The organism is Haematospirillum sp. H4485, assembly GCF_012102745.1.
Classification (GTDB): domain Bacteria; phylum Pseudomonadota; class Alphaproteobacteria; order Rhodospirillales; family Rhodospirillaceae; genus Haematospirillum.
In genome coordinates this window covers 53730-74243 of sequence record NZ_JAAVSY010000007.1, presented here as the reverse complement: position 1 = coordinate 74243, position 20514 = coordinate 53730, and the positions used below count along the sequence as shown (strand labels likewise).

Below are 20514 nucleotides of genomic sequence, written 5' to 3'. Positions count from 1 at the left end.
TATTCGCCCATTGTGAGCAACCCCATCGAACGCCTGACACGACTTGTGGCTCGCCTTCCCGGCCTTGGGCCAAGGTCGGCGCGGCGTGTGGTTCTGCACCTTCTGCGACGCCGGGAGACAGTTCTGGCTCCCCTTGTTGCAGCACTGCAAGAGGTGGAGCGTGCCGTATGCATGTGCCCGGAATGCGGTAATCTGGATATACAGGCCCCCTGTTCACTGTGCGAAGACCACAGGCGTGACCCATCTGTTATTTGCGTGGTGGAGCACGTAGACGACCTGTGGGCGCTGGAACGGTCCGGGGCCTTTTCCGGGCATTATCACGTGCTGGGGGGACTTTTGTCCGCCGTAAACGGGACAGGCCCCGAAGACTTGAGGCTGAGCGGGCTGACGGAGCGAATCCAGAGAAAAGAAGTGCAAGAAGTTATCTTGGCACTTCCCGCGACACTGGATGGGCAAACAACAGCACACTATATCGCCGATACACTGCGCCCCCTTCCGATTGCAACATCTGGCTTGGCACGCGGTGTACCTGTAGGCGGAGAGCTGAACTGGCTGGATGACGGTACTTTAGTACAGGCGTTAAAGGCACGCCGTCCCATGTAAAACCCGTGCCATCCGAAACCCCTCTCTCCCATGACTTTACTCCTACTCACTTCAGGGCAAGATCCCTCCAGCAAGCTTGGAAAGAAGAGATCAGGCGGAGCAAGGAAACAGGGCGTACGATGCGCTACAGGGAAGAGTACAGATACGGGGGAATCGAGTAATTATTTGATAGAAATAACCATTATTATTCCATACACAATGTTTTTATGTTGGTGTGGTTACGCTTATTCTGTTTCTTATCATCGTATCCCACCCACAAATATGTCCTGATGCAAAAAAAAAGATGCATTTCCCGATTCATTAAGCTTGGAGAGAGAAGAAAAATAAGGTATCCATTACCTTGGTTATTACCCTTCTCAAAGGTTTTCTGTTCGCTATGAATACCCGGTCCTTCCGGCCGTCCAACCCGCTGCAGTCGGGAATTACGGCTACTGTCAAGTGGTTCAATGCATCCAAGGGCTTTGGCTTTGTTGCGCCCCAGGATGGCTCATCGGACGCCTTCCTTCACATCTCTGTTCTCCAGCGGGCCGGGCTTGGCGCCATCGATCAAGGCGCCGAGATTGTCTGTGACCTGGAACAAGGACCAAAAGGTCCCCAAGTCTCACAGATCCTGAGCGTTGACACGACCAATGCCGTTCTGTCCAACGACGGTGGCGGCGGTGGCTACTCCGACGGGGCTGAAGAAACAATCGAAGGCATCGTCAAGTTCTTCAGTGCAGAAAAAGGGTTTGGCTTTGTCACCCCTGATTCCGGCGGGAAGGATGTATTCATCGGCATAGGCTCCCTGAGCCGTTCCAGGCTGCAGAACCTGGAAAGTGGGCAGCGGGTTCGCTTGAACATTCGCATGGGCAAAAAAGGGCCGATGGCAGAAGACGTCGAACTTATTCAGTAACCCATCCGGTTATACTGAGAAAAACGCGGTCGCAAAGGCCGCGTTTTTTTTAGCAACTCCAGTATAATCGTACAGTCGCGTCTCATGAAAGATCTGTCGCGATTGCCTGAAAAACGATACTGTAGCGATCAATACCCGGCTGTGTTCTCCGGTCTACATATCGGCACATCAGTCCGGGGGTCTGGAGCAACAAGAATACAAAAACGGGTCAATGCCTTCGTGACTGTCCATGGCGCGGCTTGATGCTCTGGTGTGTTTCATAATGCCGATGAGGAATCCCGGACAATGTTCAAGAAGTTGATGTTGGTGGTTTCGGCTGTTGCTCTCTTGGGTGCGTGCGCAGATCAGTGGGATGTGGAGGGTACAAAAACCCTCCCTCTACAGGGAAATGCCTTCACGCGTGTCCTCCACACCGAATATGTCGAGTTGGCAGCAGCCGAAAAAGCAGAATACGATTGGACAGATACAGCTTACTTCCTGCGACGAGCAGAAGCCGCAGCCAGGGGAGACATCATCCTTCCCCAGGCGATCGAGGAGCGTGACCTGACTCCGGAGGCTGCTAACGAATTACGGGCAGCACGCAATGCGTTGATAGCCGTCCTGGATGCCGGGGCACGCGACACCATGCCGGTCAAGGCTGCACGGGCCCAAGCAGCGGGCTTTGATTGCTGGATGCAGGAACAAGAAGAAGGGCATCAGCCAGATGATATCGCGGCCTGTCGAAAAGTATTTGAAGACACGATGGCCGAACTGCGAAAAGGATCGTCTTTAAAGCCGGCCCGACAGGCACAGGATGCATTCATAGTCCACTTTATCACCAGCTCAACACACCTGGATGCACAAGCCATGAAGGTGCTTCAGGATGTTGCAGCGGCCTGGAAAGCACGCAAATCATCAACGCTGATGATTGCCGGCCATACCGACACCACCGGCAAAGAACATATCAATATGGAGCTGTCCCAGAAGCGGGCAGAACGCGTTGCCAATACCCTGTCGCATCTGGGCGTCAGTCCTGCGGCCATGATCCTGGAGGCTTATGGCGAGGAGCATCCCATGATCCAGACGCCTGACAAAGCATCCGAAGCCCGGAACAGAAGGGTTGAGATCCACATCAAGGCAGCTCCATAATCACACAAGGTCTTTTGGCACGACCTTTTGCACTCCTCGGAGACATTAGCAATACGGCCAAGCCAGTGTTCCAGACAGCGCCCGTTGGCAAGACGGGCGCTGTTCATTTTTTCCTTTCGAAAGAGCCGGGCTTCTGTATCCTGCAAAAGACATTACACGGAAAATAATCAACCCAAGATGATAGCGCGCGTTTATACGGTAGCCTTCCAGGGCATCGAAACAGTTCCAATTGAAGTGCAGGTATCCATCGCAAGCGGTCTTCCCGCCTTCACCATTGTCGGACTTCCCGACAAAGCCGTAGGCGAAAGCCGGGAACGGGTCCGATCCGCACTGGGGGCTATAGGCTTGGCCCTGCCTCCCAAACGTATAACTGTCAATCTTGCCCCGGCTGATATGACAAAAGAAGGAAGCCACTTCGATCTTCCTGTTGCATGCGCGGTTTTAGCTGCCATGGGAATCTTGCCCCAGGAAGACCTGGAACATTTCGTTGTTCTTGGCGAGCTAGGACTGGATGGATCCGTGGCGCCCGTTTCTGGCGTTCTGCCAGCAGCCTTCTTTGCCTGTGGTACCGAACGCGGGCTTATTTGCCCCGCAGCACAAGGCGGTGAGGCCGCTTGGGCCGGAGCACGACAGGATATTCTGGCCGCCCCTTCCCTGCTGGCGCTGATCAATCATTTCCGCGGGGATGTGATCCTGACCCCACCGGAAGCAAAATCTGCCACACAAATTGCATACCCACATGACATGGCCGACGTCAGGGGGCAGGAAAGCGCACGCCGCGCCCTGGAAGTCGCTGCCGCCGGTGGACACAACCTGCTGATGAGCGGCCCACCTGGTTCCGGGAAATCCATGCTGGCACGGCGCCTGCCGGGATTACTGCCCCCCTTGTCTGCACAGGAAGCATTGGAGGTCAGCATGGTTCACTCCATTGCCGGCACGTTACCAGAAGGCGCCTTGATAACCACACGCCCGTATCGCGATCCCCATCATTCTGCCAGTGTGGCTGCCCTGATTGGGGGTGGATTGCGGGCACGTCCCGGTGATATCAGCCTTGCCCACAATGGCATCCTGTTTCTGGACGAACTACCTGAATTTCCACGCGCAACACTGGAAGCCCTGCGCCAACCCCTGGAAACCGGGCACGCTGTTATAAGCCGGGCCAACAACCACGTGTCCTACCCCGCCCGCGTACAGCTTGTTTCTGCGATGAATCCATGCCGCTGCGGCTACTTGACAGAACCATCCATGGCCTGCTCGAAAGCGCCACGCTGTGGGGATGACTACCGGAACAAGCTGTCTGGCCCCCTGATGGACCGTATCGACCTGCACGTCGATGTTCCGTCCGTACCCCCCGCAGATCTGGCACGAGCACCGGAAGGAGAAACGTCAGCCTGTATCGCAGGGCGCGTTGCAGCGGCCCGAACCTTGCAGGAGAAGCGATACAGGAGCCTGTGCCCGGACCAGCACATTCGCACCAACGCACAGGCTGATGGCCGAATTCTGGAATCCGTTGCGCAACCGGATGATGCTGGCCGCGCCCTGCTGGAAAAAGCTGCAAACCAACTGCATCTGTCAGCACGAGGCTGGAACCGTCTTCTCAGGGTATCAAGAACCTTGGCCGACCTTGATGGCGGCGGCCCGGTCAGCACGGTTCATATTGCCGAGGCCCTGTCCTGGAGATCCGTGCGCACAACAGCCTACCACGGCAAGGGACAACCGCGATAATCCAGGAATTGCCCCGAGGCCGATACATCCAGTGAAGAGACGACGTTGACAAGACGGGCTGCAGCCTCGTCCGGGGAAACAACATCCAGTCCGTCCTTGCGGAAAGGATCGGACAGACGGCTGGCAACAGTTCCCGGGTGGAGGGCAACACATATGGCATCAGGATGCGTTCGCGCCAACTCGATTGAAGCGGTTCTGACCAGCTGGTTCAGCGCCGCCTTGGACGCACGATAGCTGTACCATCCCCCCAGCTTGTTGTCGCCGATACTGCCAACCTTGGCTGACAAGGTTGCAAAAACGGAACGACCACGCCGGGGCAAACGCGGTAAAAAGTGCTTCATCAAAAGAGCTGGACCGATGGCGTTGATGGCAAAAGCATGCGCCATAGCCACCGGATTCAGATCGCGCCACGTTTTCTCCGGATTGACTCCATCACCGTGCAGAAATCCTGTGGCATCAAATACCAAACGTAACACTTTTCCGGACTTGGCAATCCGTTCAGCAGAGCGGGCAATACTGTCTTCAGACAACAGATCAAGGGAATCAGAACCGGAACGCGATAGCCCAATGACAGACTCAAAAGCCTCCGTTGCTGACAAGTGTTCGGACACAGCATGACCGATAGCTCCCGACGCACCAATAACAACGGCAATGCCGGTATGATCTGCACTGCAATCACAATCCCGGGCAGAGACCACTGGAACGACACCTCCTGTACAGGGAAAGTCACCGGCATCCGCAGCTCAATCACCTGGGGAAGCACCGACCCTACGCTCATTCACCAAGCCCAGTACAATGGAATAACAGGCCACCATCAAGACAAAAGCAAACGGCAGCCCTGTACACAGGACCATGGCTTGCAAGGCAGCCAACCCCCCGCCCAAAGACAGGGCAATGGCAACCAATCCACCAAACAACGCCCAAAAAACTCTTTGAACAATCGGTGCATTGACCTTGCCACCGGCAGCAATCGTATCAACCACCAAACTTCCGGAATCTGACGATGTAATGAAAAACAGAATGATCAGGACAACACCAACGGCAGAGGCCAGACCAGACAGGGGCAACTGACCAAGCATTTCAAACAGCTTGATTTCAAGCACCGCATCCTGCGCCCCTGTAAAGTCGTTGTGCACCACCTGGGCTATGGCTGTATCTCCCAGAGCCGTCATCCAGAGAACGGACAGCAGGGTCGGAATAAGCAGAACCGCAACCAGGAACTCCCGCACCGTGCGGCCACGGCTGATCCTCGCAATGAACATTCCTACAAAAGGCGACCAGCTGATCCACCATGCCCAGTATGGAGCCGTCCAGGATGCGACAAATCCGGTATCCTCACGCCCGAACGGAACGGACAGGGGAAAAATATACTGCCCATATCCCAACACGTTCTGTACAAAGCCTGACATCAGATCCGCCGTTGGACCGGCAACAACAATAAACAGCATGAAGATAACGGCCAGAAGCATACTGTACTCGGATGCCCTGCGAATGCCGCCATCCAGCCCTTTGACGATCGACCAGACAGAAATCATGGTAATGACAATAACCAGCAGGACAAGCATCACATTGGATGTTCCAATACCCATGAGAAAATCAAGGCCGGCCGCGATTTGTTGTGCCCCGACACCCAAAGTCACGGCCAACCCGGAGACCGTCGAAAAAATAGCCAAAATATCGACAAGATGCCCTGGCCACCCCCAGACTCTCTCTCCAATCAGGGGATAGAAAATAGAACGCAGTGTCAGGGGAAGCCCCTTGTTATAGGAAAACAGGGCCAGCGCCAGTGCAGCAACAGCATAAATGGACCATGGGTGCAGACCCCAGTGGAAAATTGTCGCCGCCATGGCCAAGGATCGCGCCAATGCCTCATCTCCAGAGGCTCCGCCCAACGGGGCGGTATCAATTCTTGCTCCACCATCTCCCAACCCGACACCAGCGAGAGACGCCGAGAAGTGTGTCATCGGTTCGGCAACACCAAAGAAAATAAGGCCAACGCCCATACCCGCAGCAAAGAGCATGGCAAACCAGCCGATATAGCCATAATCCGGCGTTGCGTCCGGCCCTCCCAGCCGCACCTTCCCAAGCGGAGACACGACGAGCACCAGGCAAAGCACAACCAGAATATTGCCCGAAAACAGGAAGAACGGCCCAAGACGGGACGTCATCGCATCTCGTATCGCAACAAAAACAGGCTCTATATCATTCTGGAGGGCCAGAGTAATGAAGGTAAAAAACACAACGGACAAGGCTGATACTGTAAATACAATATGGTGAAAATCAAACTCAAGTGTCCATTGGCGGGCTATATTATCCTGCCCCACCGTATAATCTGTCTCGATAATTTCTGTTTCACCCTCTGGCTCAGGGATTGATTCGACAGTCTCCGTGATCTGGTCATCACGGTCTGTCAGGTCAATCTTTTCATGCCGCATACACCATGTTCCTCTTGTTCAGTTGTCATTTCTGCGTAAAGACGAATGCAGACGAACAATCGCCCGCACGACACCGAGGAGGTGCCGACGCCATGACCGACCAAGCCGGACGTTTGTGCGGATCCCGGTACGCCAACAAGGCACCGAAGAGAAGGGTCAAGCCAACAGACAAATAGACCCAAGGATCCATGGAGACCTAGATAAAAGCCTCCAGTAAGTACTTCTTTAGAAAGAAGACACAGCCATAATTAACATAGAAGAGCATAAAATATCCACATAAACATGGATTTTTATTCAGATCGGCCACTCACCTCAATAGAACCATGACATCCTGATATAGAATCTGATCACTGCATATACATACAAATGCCCCGATTCGATTACTGATATGGCGACAAGAACATTATCAGCCAGATTGGAAGCTCCATATAAATCAGCAAACACTCGATCCTCCTCTCTGCCCCATTGCCGACAGGCCCATCCGGCGCTAGTCTCTGCCCCCCTGCATCCGGTACACCAGTGTGGAGACAATCCGGTGAAATATGTCAGTACACGGGGCCAAGCTCCGGTCCTTGGATTTGACGACGTTCTGCTGTCTGGCCTTGCCGAAGATGGAGGGCTTTATGTACCGGAAACGTGGCCCACCCTGTCCCCGGCTGATATACGCGCCATGCGCGGCCTGTCGTGGGAAGATCTCGCGGTTCACATTCTGTCGCTCTTCACTGAAGGCAGCCTGACCGAAGCGGATCTACGTCCCTTGGTTCGTGCCGCGTACGCACCATTCACCCATCAAGCCATTGCTCCACTGAAACAGCTGGATACCGATCTGTGGCTCCTGGAATTGTTCCACGGGCCAACGCTTGCGTTCAAGGATCATGCCCTGCAAATGCTGGGGCACCTGTTTGACAATATTCTGGACAAACGAGGACAAACCATCACCGTCGTTGGCGCGACATCGGGCGATACAGGGTCAGCCGCCATAGAGGCATGCCGGGACCGAAATAGCATCGAGATCTTCATCCTGTTCCCGAACGGTCGTGTTTCTGACGTCCAGCGCCGCCAGATGACGACCGTAACAAGCCGCAATGTTCACTGTCTGGCTGTCGATGGTACGTTCGATGACTGTCAGGATATTGTAAAAGCTCTGTTTGCTTCGCCTTCCTTTCGTCAAGACGTTGGCTTGGCTGCCGTGAACTCCATCAACTGGGCACGGATCATGGCGCAGGTGGTCTATTATTTCTGGGCTGCCCTGCGATTGGGAGCACCAGACAGACCGGTTGTCTTCAGCGTACCAACCGGGAATTTTGGCAATGTTTTTGCTGGTTACGTTGCCCAACGCATGGGCCTGCCGATCGAGCGTCTTGTTATTGGCTCAAACCGCAATGATATCCTGACCCGCTTTGTCCACACCGGCTTCCTCTCCATTCAGGATGTTGTCCCGACCATAAGCCCCTCGATGGATATCCAGATTTCATCAAACCTGGAACGGCTCCTGTTTGATCTCTGCGACCGTGACGCTGGCACGATCAAAATATTGATGCAACAGTTCCGCGAACAAGGCACATGCTCGCCCCCCTCCCATACCGTTGAACGGGTACGGACACTGTTTGAGGCCACGCGCCTTGATGACCAGGAAACCATGGGGGTTATGCGCAGCATCCATACCCTGACCGGGGAGCTTCTTGACCCACACACCGCGATTGGCGTTGCCGCTGGACAAAAGGCATCGCGCACGCACGGCACCCCGGTTGTTTGCCTTGGCACAGCCCACCCGGCCAAATTCCCTGACGCGGTAAGATCAGCCTGCGGTGTGGAACCGGCCCTGCCCCATCACCTGAAAGACTTGCTCCAGCTGCCCGAACGCATGGAGCGGATAAGCCGTCAGGCCGATGCCGTAGAGGCCTATGTACGCGCGGCACGGTCACGCATCCATGCCTAACAGAACCACACAAACCCTCTTGTTTCCGGAGTTTCCATGACCGTCACCATCACGACCTTGCCCAGCGGCCTGCGGGTATTGACCGACCGGATGGACACCGTACAAACCGTCACCCTGGGGGCTTGGGTGGATGCCGGGGCACGTCATGAGCCAGCCCCCCTGAACGGCATTTCCCACCTGCTGGAACATATGGCATTCAAGGGGACGGCCCGCCGCTCCGCCCGCGCTATTGCCGAAGAGATCGAAGATGTAGGCGGTATTCTCAATGCGTGGACCTCACGCGAGAATACAGCCTATTACGCCAAGGTCCTGAAGGACGACGTCGCACTGGCCACCGATATCATCGCCGACATCCTGCAACATTCTGTTTTCGACCCGGAAGAGCTGAAGCGGGAACAGTCCGTCATTGTGCAGGAAATCAATCAGGCCGAGGACACCCCGGACGATATTGTTTTTGACCACTTCCAGGCAACAGCGTACCCGGATCAGGCCATGGGACGAGCTGTTCTGGGAACGCCCGAGACCGTACGCAGCATCGATCGCGAAACACTGAAGAGGTACATGAACAGTACCTACTCGACACACTCGACCGTTATTGCTGCGGCCGGTCATATTGATCATGATTCTTTTGTCCATCTGGTCGAAAAAACCTTCACAAGCCTGCCGGTTTTCCCGTCTGTTACCCCTGAGAAGGCGCTCTATAAAGGTGGAGAAAGCCGGCAGGACAAGAATCTGGAGCAGGTTCACCTTGTACTCGGCTTTGACGGTGTGGCGTATGACCATCCGCACTTCTACGCCACCGCTGTGCTCTCGACACTTCTGGGCGGAGGCATGTCTTCCCGGCTGTTCCAGGAAATTCGTGAAAAACGGGGACTGGTTTACTCCATCTACAGCTACACCAATTCAACAACCGATGGCGGGCTGTTCAGCATCTATGCCGGCACCGGCAATGACGAAGCTGCCGAACTGGTGCCTGTCCTGTGTACGGAACTCCGGAAAATTGTCGATACAATCGTGCAGAACGATGAACTGATGAGGGCACGGGCCCAAATCAAGGCCGGACTCCTGATGGGGCTGGAAAGCAGCTCGAACCGCGCGGAAACGGCGGCTCGGCAGCTGTTCACACATGGGCGGATCGTGGATACGGATGAACTGGTCGCCATGGTCGAGGCTGTCGATGCCACTGCTGTCCGTGACGCAGCTTCCCTGATCTTTGCATCAGAACCAACGCTGGCTGTACTGGGTCCAAGCCGGAATGTCCCGGACTTGGACGCTATCAAGGGCATGATTGCAGTCTAGAAAGCGCAGGCCGGCATCAACCGGCCTGAACGTCGACAGCGAAGCGATAGCCATGCCCGTGGCAGGTCTCGACCATCCTCTGGCCGCCACGGGCATCACCCAGTTTACGACGGATGCGGCTGATCAAAGTATCAATCGAGCGATCGTTGACCTCACGGCCGGGCGCACCTGTCGCTTCCAGGAGCTGATCTCGTGTCAATGGTTGACCAGCACGGGCAACCAGAACAGCGAGCAAATCAAATTCCGTCGCTGTCATTGAAATCGGGTCACCGTCCGGGCTGGTCAGCTTACGCCATAGAAGGTCCATCTCCCAACCAGCAAACTTGTACACAACACCGCCGGGAGCTTCCTTGTTCCCGTTCAAACGACCCAGGACATTACGAACACGAGCCACCAACTCCCTGGGATGGAAGGGCTTGGTCACGTAATCATCTGCGCCCAGCTCCAGCCCCGTAATGCGATCTCGCGGCTGGGCTCTCGCTGTCACCATAATGATCGGAACCCGTGACTGCTTGCGCACAGAGTGGGCAAGCTGGATACCATCGCCATCCGGTAAATTCAGGTCAAGGAGGATCAAGTCCACCGTTGCCCTGGCCATGGCCTGACGCATGGCCTCGGCCGTGGATGCACCGCTTACAGAATACCCTGCCTCTCGCAGAAACGCAGACAGGAGTGCCTGTGTCGCCGGATCATCTTCGACCAGAAGAATGTGGGCCTGCTCTTTTGTCATGGTTTTCGCCCCCTGATTAAGCGATCCGGACACCGCGCAGCATAATGTGACTCTGTTCAGGAGATATGAAATTTCCGGGGCACTGACAACTGGAAAGTATAATGTCCAGCCAAGAGAGAGTATCTATGCGTTTAATACTTTATAGAAAATCTTCCCTTGGTTTTTTTGGAGCGTATTGGCACAGCCATTAGTCATTACTGGCCGCGCCAATAACTCCCCTGGATTATATAACCGTCAGCATGGAAGCTACCAATGGATGCCTAACGATATCGGATTCGCGTAGCCTTATAACCGACACATCTTCAAGGCTTTCCAACCTGGAGGCAATATCCCGCAGCCCTGAAAGGCCCGGAAGAAGATCCGTCTGATCCGGATCACCGGTCAGAACCATGGTTGAGTTCCAGCCCAGACGGGTCAGCATCATCTTGATCTGGCCGTAGGTGCAGTTTTGCGCCTCATCAATAACGATAAAGGAGTTATTCAGGGTACGCCCCCGCATGTAGGCAACCGGGGCAATTTCTATCGTCCCATCTGCCAACATTTGCCGCAGCTTCTTTGCACCAAGACGATCGTTGAGGGCATCATAAAGAGGGCGCAGATAGGGCGCCAGCTTGTCTTCCATGGCACCGGGCAGGAACCCGAGACTTTCACCGGCCTCGACGGCCGGGCGGGATAGAATAATACGGCCGACCGAACCACTCTCCAATGCTTCAACAGCTTTTGCAACCGCAATGTATGTTTTTCCCGTTCCGGCCGGACCCAGTGCCAGAACAAGATTGCGGGTTTCAACAGCATCCATAAGAAGCGACTGATTATCGCTGTGGGGGCGAATGCGACGGATATAACTTCTGTCACGGCGCTGATCATCCACATCACGCCCACAAGACGGAGCGGTTCCACCCAACGGATCCCAAACCATAGCCTCGGGCATCAAAGCACGAACACGGGAGTTTTCGACCTGTGCAGAACGATGGGTGCGCTTGGCCATAGGCAGAACCTCTCCTGAAAGAGAAAAGGGAAAGAGAGACAGGCACTGTCCCCGTTCCGGAACAATGCCAACAAAAAAGCCCCGTCCAGAAAGTACGGGGCAAGACACGAGTGGAAACAGGGACAAAAAAGAAGACACCAGTACGGATTGGAAGGGTCCCTTCCGCCGACGAAGAAAACGCAGGCGGCAAACCCAACAAAACCCGCAGCAAAGTCATGCCGCAACGAAAGAGGTGGTCCAAACCGGAGATCCTCCGACAGGGGCCGTGATACACTGAATGGTACTTCACAACGCCCGGCAACAACAGGAGCGATCAAGCAGAAAAAGCTGTCAACCGGTCCTGTCCACCGGCCCGGCAGCCCCGGAAGGCCGGTAAAATGACGGTTTATGGGAATAAACAGCCCGGAAAATCGCCGGAGAAACCAAGGCAATAACCGTTGCTCCCCATACAAGAGCATCATCATTACGCCATGTCTCAACAGAGCAGGCAAACAAGACGGCGGGAACGCTTGTCCCGGCCAACCAGACGTCTTCTGGCTTCCCGGGCAGTGCAAACAAGACCCGGGAGTCACGAATCCACAGCAGCACCAGCGCCACAGCCACAATCAGAACCATACTGGCCGGAAAATCACGATAGCGTCCACCAAAAGCAAGACCAAAAGCACTGGTCGCAGCAACAGCCAAGGTCATCCGGTACAAAAGACCATGCCATACACCCAACCCAGGTTCCTTGCTCTGCAAAACAGACAGGAAAGCAACAGCGGAAACAACGGCCAGTAAACCAACGCCCCCATTCACGCCCCACTCCAGCAAAGAGCGGCTGGACAGCACAGAATGACGAGCCAGAAGGGCAATGACTTCCCCCGCAGCCAAGGCCCCAACGACAGAGATGGCAAACCCGACACGATCAATACGTTTGCTTACAAAAACAATAGCGACGAAAATAAAAATACCGGTGCCCAAGGCCACCAAGACCCATTTCACCCAATCCGGATCCTCAACAACCGGTCCCTTCAGCAGAATTTTCGGCTTTCCTCCAGTCTGCTGAAGCCCCCAGTATCCACCAACCGTTCCTTCCTGGTCCCGCTTCCACATCTGGTCAAAGGCTTCGATCAGGTTGACACGCCAACCATTGCTGTCTGCCATATCCAGCACACCACGAATAAAGCGCGTGGCGTTGACAAGACCAGGCTCAGCACCCTCCCGCTGCCTTCCACGGGTTGGCCACCCCGTTTCGCCAATCAGGATATCCTGGCCCACAAAAAGGGCTCCCACGGACTCGCGGACATCGCGCACATGCCGCAAGGCGGTATCAATATCAGCCGGCTCATCCTCCCAGTACGGCAGGATATGCACCGTCACAAAATCAACTTCGTTTTTCAGGACCGCCGCATGCCTGGTCCAGAACTCCCACACATCGGCATAGGTCACAGGCTGGGAAACACGGGACCGCACCTCGCGGAGAAACGCGGCCATCCCTTCAGGAGCCTGCTCGCGCCGTAACAGGACTTCATTGCCAACAATCACGGCCCGAACCGTTTGCGGATGCGCATTGGCTATGGTCACAGCCCGCTCGATCTCGCTCCGGTTATCAACCGGGCTGGATCCAATCCAGATCCCGAGAAGAATATGCATGCCCAGCTTCTCGGCCTCGGCAGCCAGCTGATCCAGACCATTGGATGACGCATAGGTGCGGACACAAGAGGTCAAGGGTTTAAGATGGGCCAGATCTTCGGCCAGACGTTCCCGGGTCACATGGAAAGATGGGTCGAACGGACTCTCGCCATCGCGGAACGGGGCGTAGGAAACGCACGGAACCCGACTCATGGAGGAATCCGGAACATCAACCGGTATGCCGGGGCGGACAAGCACACCGGCAAGAACCAGAACAGCAACAACCAACCCCGCCAGAACGTAACCACGCCCCATGATTCTTGCACCCGAAAAACAGAAAGACAGACCTTGTTTGGTAAACATATTTCACGCCCCGCGAAAGCAAAAATATCGCCACACCCACCCCCTGTGTTCAGCAGGCGTAACGCAGACACACAACAAGACGGCCGGGTTGCCGACAGAAAATTGGTGTGATACAGGCTTGCAGCCAATTATCCGGGTCCGGAGCATTTTGTCATGACCGTTACACCAATCCCTCTGCCCATGCCATCCTTGCCGGCACAGTTTCAGGGACGGGACTGGAGCATACCCAGAACAGACTGGACACGACACGATGTTGAAACCCTGTTTGACATGCCGTTCATTGATCTGGTCAGCTTGGCGCAGAGCATACATCGCAGCTGGTTTGATCCCAACACAATCCAGCGATCGACCCTTGTCAACATAAAGACCGGGGCCTGCCCCGAGGACTGCAAGTACTGCTCCCAGTCAAGAACGGCCAAAGCCAAGCTGAAGGTTGAACCTTTAATGGGGGTTGAAGAAGTTCGCACCGCAGCCCGCAAGGCCCGCGAGAACGGCGCGACCCGCTTGTGCATGGGGGCAGCCTGGCGCCAGCTTCGCGAACGGGATCTGCCAACCATTGTCGAGATGATCGGCGCGGTGAAAGAAGAAGGCATGCAGACCTGCATGACCCTTGGCATGTTGAAACCGGAACTGGCCAATGCATTGGCCGAGGCGGGTCTGGACTACTATAATCATAACGTCGATACCTCGCCCGAATACTACAAAAGTATCATTTCATCCCGTACCTACGAGAATCGCCTTGATACGCTGAAGGCCGTGCGGGAAGCCGGCATCCGGGTTTGCTCCGGCGGGATTGTCGGTCTCGGAGAAAGCCGGGCAGATCGGGCCGGCATGCTGCATACACTGGCAACGCTGGAGACGCACCCCAACAGCGTGCCCATCAACATGCTGGTTGAAATCAAGGGAACTGCCTTGGCCGACGAAGGAAAAGGGGGGAACGTCGACCCTCTGGAGTTTGTCCGCACCATCGCCGTTGCACGTATCCTGATGCCGCGTTCGGTTGTTCGCCTCTCGGCAGGCCGCCATGCCATGGATGACAGCACACAGGCTCTTGCCTTCATGGCTGGTGCCAATTCCATTTTCTACGGCGAAGAATTGCTGACAACAGAAAATAGCCCGACAGCACGGGACAATGACCTTCTGGCCCGACTGGGGATAACCCCCATGGCACAAAATCCCAACGACTGAGAACAAGAACCCGGGAATCTGAATCCCGGGTCAGAAGGGCCAGAACAAGGGAATAATCAGAACCGAGACCAAGCCAATAATCGCGTTCAACGGGGCACCGATCTTCAGAAAATCGGTAAAACGATAACCCCCTGCCGTATAAACCATGGTGTTGGTCTGATAACCGATCGGCGTTGCAAAACTTGCAGATGCCCCGAACATGACGGCAACGACAAGGGGCCGTGGGTCAATGCCGATCTCGACCCCCAGATTATAAGCAATCGGCGTCATCAGAACAGCCACCGCATTGTTGGTGATGATCTCGGTCATGAGTGACACGATGACGTATACAACAATCAGCAAGACCCATGGCGAATGCCCATGTAAATAAGGTGCCATCGCGCCAACAACCACCTTTATAGCCCCTGTCTTTTCCAACGTCAGACCAACAGCCAACATCCCGAAAATAAGAACCAGTATGCGCCAGTCTACCGCTTGGTACGCTTCATCCACATCAACGCAGCGCGTCAAAAGAACAAGAGCCACCGCAATAAGCGCCAGCGCTGAAATCTCTGCAACACCAAGAGCGGATAAGGCAATAACAGCCAACATAATGAGGACAACAAAAGGAGCTTTGGTCCTGCGGAAAGGACGGTCCTTGGGTTCAGACAAGTTAATCAGCCCCTGATCAGTGGACAAGCGTTCCAGATCCTCGGCTGACCCTTCCATCAAGACTGTGTCACCCACTTGAAGAACAACAGAATCAAGATCCCGGGAGACATTTTCACCGGCGCGATGAACAGCCAAGGGATAAACACCATAACGCCGACGAAGACGTAGATTGCCAACAGGATGCCCCGCCATTGGCGACCCCGGCCCAACCAGTCCCTCAGCAATGGTTGCCTGACGCGCAATCAGTGGCTCAAGCGCATGCGCACCTGGAAACTCAACCTTGCTGTCATCGCGCAGAGATATGACCTCACCGGCTCGTGTTTTCAGGATCACGCGATCCCCTGCTTCAAGAACCACGCTGTTAAGGTCCCGACGCAGGGATTCTTCACCGCGAACCACATCAATCAGGCGCCCATCTGCACGACGAAACAAGTTGACCTCAACAGCAAGGCTGCCGATCAATGGAGAATCATAGGGAATAACAACCTCGGTAATAAAACGGGGGCCAGACCGGTTGCTAACAAGCGTACTGAGACTCTGCCGGTCGGGAAGAAGACGGGGAGCAACCAGGACCACATAAATCATACCGGCAATGGCCATCAGGACACCGGCCCCGCTGATCTCGAAGATCCCGAATGGCTCCATCCCAAGCCCTTGGGCTACACCATCCACCAACAGGTTGGTTGATGTTCCGATCATGGTACAAGTACCGCCCATAATCGTGGCATAGGACAAGGGAATCAGAAACTTTGACGGTGACTGCTGAAGGGAAACCGCCAAACCGATCACAACCGGGATCATGACAATCACAACCGGCGTGTTATTGACGAAGGCCGACATCAACATCGTGCCTCCCATCAACAAGCTGATTGCCACGGTTGGTCGCGAGCGGGCAATACGGTGGATAACACCGCCAAAGGCTTCAATAGCACCGGTACGCACAAGGGCACCAGACAGGATAAACATGGCCGCAATAGTTGCCGGAGCACTGTTGGAAAAGACCGAAAAAACTTCCTTGATGGTCAGCAAATCAAGGATCAAAAGCAAAGCCACGGCCGCGACAGCAACAACATCCGGCGGCCACTTCTCCCATACGAAGGCGGCAAGCAGAAGCACCAAGAAGCCAAGAGCCACATAGGGAGCAAGGGCACCGAACCCATATAACATGCCCTTCAGCCCCCGACAGTCATGATACCCAGGGCAGCAATGCTACCAAAGAGTGCGTTATTGGGGCAATAAAACTGTTAGCGCGAGGACCTGTCGGAAACAACAGGCTCTGCCACCAGCGCAGATCCCTCGAGATCCTTACCGGAATGGCTTGCTCCCTCACTCTGCGGCTTGACGGGAACGAACACACAACGAGGGGAACGCGCAACAGCAACAACCATGATGGTTGCCGCCACCGCACCGTAGTCCGCATTGTAAAATACCAGCGCCATCAGAGTCAGAGCCAAAGCAGGAACCATGACAGCCGGGCGCCGGATCCAGAGCGCCAACCCGGCCACCGGGATCGACAGGATGCCCAGCGCCTTGGTGTACATCAGGATGCCCAGACTGGACCGCAGGGAACATTGAAATGACACGGACCCAAGAGCACAGGCGTGGGACATTGCTTCATCCTGCAGCCAGAAATAACGCGCCGAAAGCAGCAAGATCAGGAGAAAAAAGAAAGCCGGGACAACAGGCATCCGGGCCGGATGTAACAATGCCTGCGCAAGATCTTTCCACAACATGCAAAACCTGCCACTGTGTCAATGCAATACACGCCGAACATGGACAGAGCGTTGATAACCTCATAGATCCTGGCCAAAGCTCTGAAATAAACTCGACACTTTGAACAAAAAACACGTGAAAGAGGTTATAAACGTCCAATGATACACGCGAGAAGGGTTATCGCGGTTTTGCGCTGCCATGTCAAAAGACAAAGCGGGATAGCATGAGCCTCATGAACCGGTTTGGCTTGTCCGGATCTCCTTTTCCGCTGTTCCCGGATCCACAGCGGTGGTTTCCTTTGCGATCGTCTGTGGCTACACTGGAACATTTGCAGGCTCGCTTGCATGATGGGGATAGGCTCCTGACCCTGACAGGGCCGGAAGGCATCGGTAAAAGCACACTGTGCGCCAAGCTGCTGCGTGAAGTACCCTCACCCCTCTCGGCCCTCTGCATAACCATTCCCGGCGACAACAACAGCAACAGCCTGGAACGTCTCCTTCTGGGCGCTCTGTCACACGGCGTACACCCGGAGGGTGAAGGCGAAGAACATGACATGATCATCAGGCTTCTGCTCGGCCGACGCCTTGGCCGGACACCGTGCCTGGTCATTATCGACGATGCCCATTATCTGCCATCCCGCGCCTTGCTGTTTCTGCACAGCCTTCTGGCCATGCACCGGGAAGGAGGCCCCATCCTGAGAGTTGTTCTGTGTGGTGCGGATGACCTCCTTCCACGACTGACACACCCCCTCTTCCGCGCACTGTCCTCACTCCCGACGCACTTTCTCAGCTTGCAGCCGATGAATGCAGGAGAAACAATTGCGTATATAGACCATCACCTGAACCTGGCTGTCTTGCCGGATCATCCACCAGCACGCCCTTTTTCTCCCGAAGCACTGGGCATCCTGGTTGTGGACAGTCAGGGGCTGCCAGGACGCATCAACCGGCTGTGTGACAAGGCGTTGCACGCCGCAGCACAACGCGGGGATACACTCGTCCGGCCTGAAGATCTGGGATACCAATCCGCCTTCACATCCACCCATGGTCAGAAGAAACAGGTGGGCATAACCCACGCCTCAATTCTTGCAGGATTGGGCGGTATGATTGCGGGGGCTCTGATCGCGGCACTCTTCACGGGAATAATCCCGTGGCTTGACAGCAACAGTGAACTGGAACCGATAGCCTTGGACAAGGACGGTTCCTCCCTGTTGACAGGGACCCGGGCACACCCGCCTCTTTCGATTGTACTGACCGAGAAACCAGATCCCATGGCACCACCGCCGCAGCTTGACGGTCATCAGGACGAGACCGGATCCAGCACAGCCTGCCGCGATCAGCAAGGCCGCTGGTTATGGTCATCAACAGCTTGCCCCAACAACCCCGATTCAGCAGTAAAACCCTGATGTACGCCGCCATCCGTTCATGCCTGCTCCTGCTTGCCCTTGTCACCGGGATTGCCGCACCATCCGGTGCCACAGAGCACACAAGCTCCCGAAAGGCATCCCCGACACATGCCCTTGCCATGCACGGGGCACCCAAATATCCGGAACACTTCCAGCATTTTGACTACGTCAACCCGGATGCGCCAAAAGGCGGCATCCTGCGTATGACACATGCTTATGCCTTTAACAGCCTGAACCCCTTCATCATGAAAGGGATAGCCGCACCGGGACTTGCACCGCTTGGCAGCAGCTATCTCTACGCATCCCTTATGGTCCAGAGCAAGGATGAACCCTTTACTGAATACGGATACCTGGCAGAAAGCGTCGAGCTTGCCGACGATCGCAGCTGGGTTGCCTTCAACCTGCGGCCACAGGCCACGTTCCACGATGGAACACCTGTTATGGCCGATGACGTTGTTTTCAGCTTCAACACCCTGCGCGAGAAGGGACGGCCGCTGTATCGTTCCTACTGGGGCAACATAACACGTGTGGAAGCAACCGGACCAAGACGGGTGCTGTTCACCTTTGACGGCACACGCAACCGCGAGCTTCCCTTGATTTTGGGGCAACTTCCCGTCTTCTCCAGGGCAGACTGGAATGGACACGACTTTGAACGCAGCGGCCTACGGATTCCCCTTGGGAATGGGCCCTATCGCATTGCCACGGTCGAAAGCGGGCGGCGCATCGTGTGGGAACGTGTTGAAAACTGGTGGGGACATACGGTCCCGGCCCTGCGCGGCCACTACAACTTTGATACAATCCGGGTGGATATTTATCAGGATGACACGGTAGCCAAGGAAGCCCTGAAGGCTGGAAAAGTTGACATCCGTATCGTTCGCAGCGCACGGGAATGGGCACGGGACTATCCGGAAACCGGGAAAGCAGACAGCCCACTGACCCGAATTGCTATCAAGAACCATAGCCCATCTGGTATGCAGGGGTTTGTCTTCAATACACGCCGCCCACACTTCGCTGATCCCAAGGTACGTGAAGCCCTGATCCAGGCATTTGATTTCGAATGGACCAACGCCAACCTGTCTTTCGGGCTTTACAAACGGACCCGAAGCTACTTTGGAAACTCTGACCTGGAAGCAACAGGGGAGCCGGGTCCGGAAGAACGAATCCTGCTGGAACCTTGGCGTGACCAGATCCCTGCACGTGTTTTCAGACCAGTCTGGGAACCTCCCCGCACAGATACCCCGGGTGGCCTGCGCGCCAATCTGAAACGGGCCCTGACCCTGCTGGACGAGGCCGGTTACGAGGTGCGCAACAACGTTATGGTGTCCCGCAAAACCGGACAACCACTGACCTTCGAGATTCTCCTTCACCATCCCGCTTGGGAGAAGGTAACGCGCCCCCTGCTCCAGAATCTGTCACGGCTGGGCATCCACGCCACCATGCGCACTATCGATCCGGCACAACACCTGACCAGACGAAACCAGTACGATTACGACATGATTGTTGATGCCTGGTTCCAGAGCCTTTCACCCGGCAATGAGCAGTATGACTTTTTTGCCAGTCACGGGGCGGACAATCCCGGAGGACGCAACTTGGCCGGAATAAGGAATCCGGCCGTCGATGCCATGATCGGAAAAATGGTGCAGGCCAATACCCGCACCGAGCTTGTAGCCGCAAGCCGGGCCCTGGACCGGATCCTGCGCTGGAGCTTTCTGTGCATCCCGCAATGGTACAATAATGAGACCCTGTACGTAGCAACCCGACAGATCCAAACGCCCGAGATGAATGTCCTGCAGCCCGTCATCGACCCGGATATTTTCTGGTACGCCCCGCAATCCTCCTGACGG

16 protein-coding genes are annotated in these 20514 nt (G+C 55.4%); 9 read left to right on the top strand and 7 right to left on the bottom strand.

The window, feature by feature from the left end:
* The first annotated feature begins 9 nt into the window (after positions 1-9).
* The 4 genes from recR to HEQ61_RS06845 all read left to right on the top strand — a co-directional run bounded on the left by recR (position 10) and on the right by HEQ61_RS06845 (position 4348).
* On the top strand, positions 10-603 hold the full coding sequence (recR, locus tag HEQ61_RS06860) for a recombination mediator RecR (RefSeq protein ID WP_168020218.1): 594 nt from the start codon (positions 10-12) through the stop codon (positions 601-603).
* Between the two features lie 376 nt (positions 604-979).
* Positions 980-1495 (top strand): cold-shock protein, encoded by a 516-nt coding sequence (locus HEQ61_RS06855; RefSeq protein WP_168020168.1) that lies wholly within the window; start codon positions 980-982, stop codon positions 1493-1495.
* A gap of 285 nt (positions 1496-1780) precedes the next feature.
* A complete protein-coding gene (locus HEQ61_RS06850) occupies positions 1781-2623 on the top strand; it encodes an OmpA family protein (RefSeq protein ID WP_168020167.1) in 843 nt (280 codons plus the stop codon).
* 177 nt (positions 2624-2800) lie between these two features.
* Positions 2801-4348 carry a YifB family Mg chelatase-like AAA ATPase gene (locus tag HEQ61_RS06845; protein ID WP_168020166.1) on the top strand — a complete coding sequence of 516 codons (1548 nt, stop codon included), beginning with the start codon at positions 2801-2803 and terminating at the stop codon, positions 4346-4348.
* Here HEQ61_RS06845 and HEQ61_RS06840 read toward each other — a convergent pair.
* Both HEQ61_RS06840 and HEQ61_RS06835 read right to left on the bottom strand, forming a co-directional pair.
* Positions 4321-5046 carry an SDR family NAD(P)-dependent oxidoreductase gene (locus HEQ61_RS06840; RefSeq protein ID WP_168020165.1) on the bottom strand — a complete coding sequence of 242 codons (726 nt, stop codon included), beginning with the start codon at positions 5044-5046 and terminating at the stop codon, positions 4321-4323. The genes HEQ61_RS06845 and HEQ61_RS06840 overlap by 28 nt on opposite strands.
* 45 nt (positions 5047-5091) lie before the next feature.
* Positions 5092-6783, bottom strand: a complete 1692-nt coding sequence (locus HEQ61_RS06835) for a BCCT family transporter (RefSeq protein ID WP_168020164.1) — start codon at positions 6781-6783, stop codon at positions 5092-5094.
* Positions 6784-7318: 535 nt separating this feature from the next.
* Between HEQ61_RS06835 and thrC the strand changes: the two genes are divergently transcribed.
* Both thrC and HEQ61_RS06825 read left to right on the top strand, forming a co-directional pair.
* Complete coding sequence (thrC, locus tag HEQ61_RS06830; protein ID WP_168020162.1) at positions 7319-8722, top strand: threonine synthase; 1404 nt, start codon at positions 7319-7321, stop codon at positions 8720-8722.
* 36 nt (positions 8723-8758) lie between these two features.
* A complete protein-coding gene (locus HEQ61_RS06825) occupies positions 8759-10021 on the top strand; it encodes a M16 family metallopeptidase (protein ID WP_168020160.1) in 1263 nt (420 codons plus the stop codon).
* A 16-nt stretch (positions 10022-10037) separates the two neighbouring features.
* Here HEQ61_RS06825 and HEQ61_RS06820 read toward each other — a convergent pair whose 3' ends face one another.
* The 3 genes from HEQ61_RS06820 to HEQ61_RS06810 form a co-directional block, all read right to left on the bottom strand.
* On the bottom strand, positions 10038-10751 hold the full coding sequence (locus HEQ61_RS06820) for a response regulator transcription factor (protein WP_066132907.1): 714 nt from the start codon (positions 10749-10751) through the stop codon (positions 10038-10040).
* Positions 10752-10974: 223 nt separating this feature from the next.
* Complete coding sequence (locus tag HEQ61_RS06815; protein WP_168020158.1) at positions 10975-11739, bottom strand: PhoH family protein; 765 nt, start codon at positions 11737-11739, stop codon at positions 10975-10977.
* Positions 11740-12069: 330 nt separating this feature from the next.
* Complete coding sequence (locus tag HEQ61_RS06810; protein WP_168020156.1) at positions 12070-13668, bottom strand: hypothetical protein; 1599 nt, start codon at positions 13666-13668, stop codon at positions 12070-12072.
* A 201-nt stretch (positions 13669-13869) separates the two neighbouring features.
* Here HEQ61_RS06810 and bioB point away from each other — a divergent pair, with 201 nt between their 5' ends.
* Positions 13870-14904 (top strand): biotin synthase BioB, encoded by a 1035-nt coding sequence (gene bioB / locus HEQ61_RS06805; RefSeq protein ID WP_168020154.1) that lies wholly within the window; start codon positions 13870-13872, stop codon positions 14902-14904.
* Between the two features lie 30 nt (positions 14905-14934).
* On the opposite strand, the gene HEQ61_RS06800 is transcribed toward bioB, so the two are convergent.
* A complete protein-coding gene (locus HEQ61_RS06800) occupies positions 14935-16722 on the bottom strand; it encodes an SLC13 family permease (RefSeq protein ID WP_168020153.1) in 1788 nt (595 codons plus the stop codon).
* Between the two features lie 77 nt (positions 16723-16799).
* Positions 16800-17288, bottom strand: a complete 489-nt coding sequence (locus tag HEQ61_RS06795; RefSeq protein WP_168020152.1) for a hypothetical protein — start codon at positions 17286-17288, stop codon at positions 16800-16802.
* Between the two features lie 203 nt (positions 17289-17491).
* On the opposite strand from HEQ61_RS06795, the gene HEQ61_RS06790 reads away from it, so the two are divergent.
* Both HEQ61_RS06790 and HEQ61_RS06785 read left to right on the top strand, forming a co-directional pair.
* Positions 17492-18670, top strand: a complete 1179-nt coding sequence (locus HEQ61_RS06790; RefSeq protein ID WP_168020151.1) for an ExeA family protein — start codon at positions 17492-17494, stop codon at positions 18668-18670.
* On the top strand, positions 18670-20511 hold the full coding sequence (locus tag HEQ61_RS06785; RefSeq protein WP_168020150.1) for an extracellular solute-binding protein: 1842 nt from the start codon (positions 18670-18672) through the stop codon (positions 20509-20511). The genes HEQ61_RS06790 and HEQ61_RS06785 overlap by 1 nt, the downstream gene beginning before the upstream one ends.
* The last annotated feature ends 3 nt before the right edge of the window (positions 20512-20514 follow it).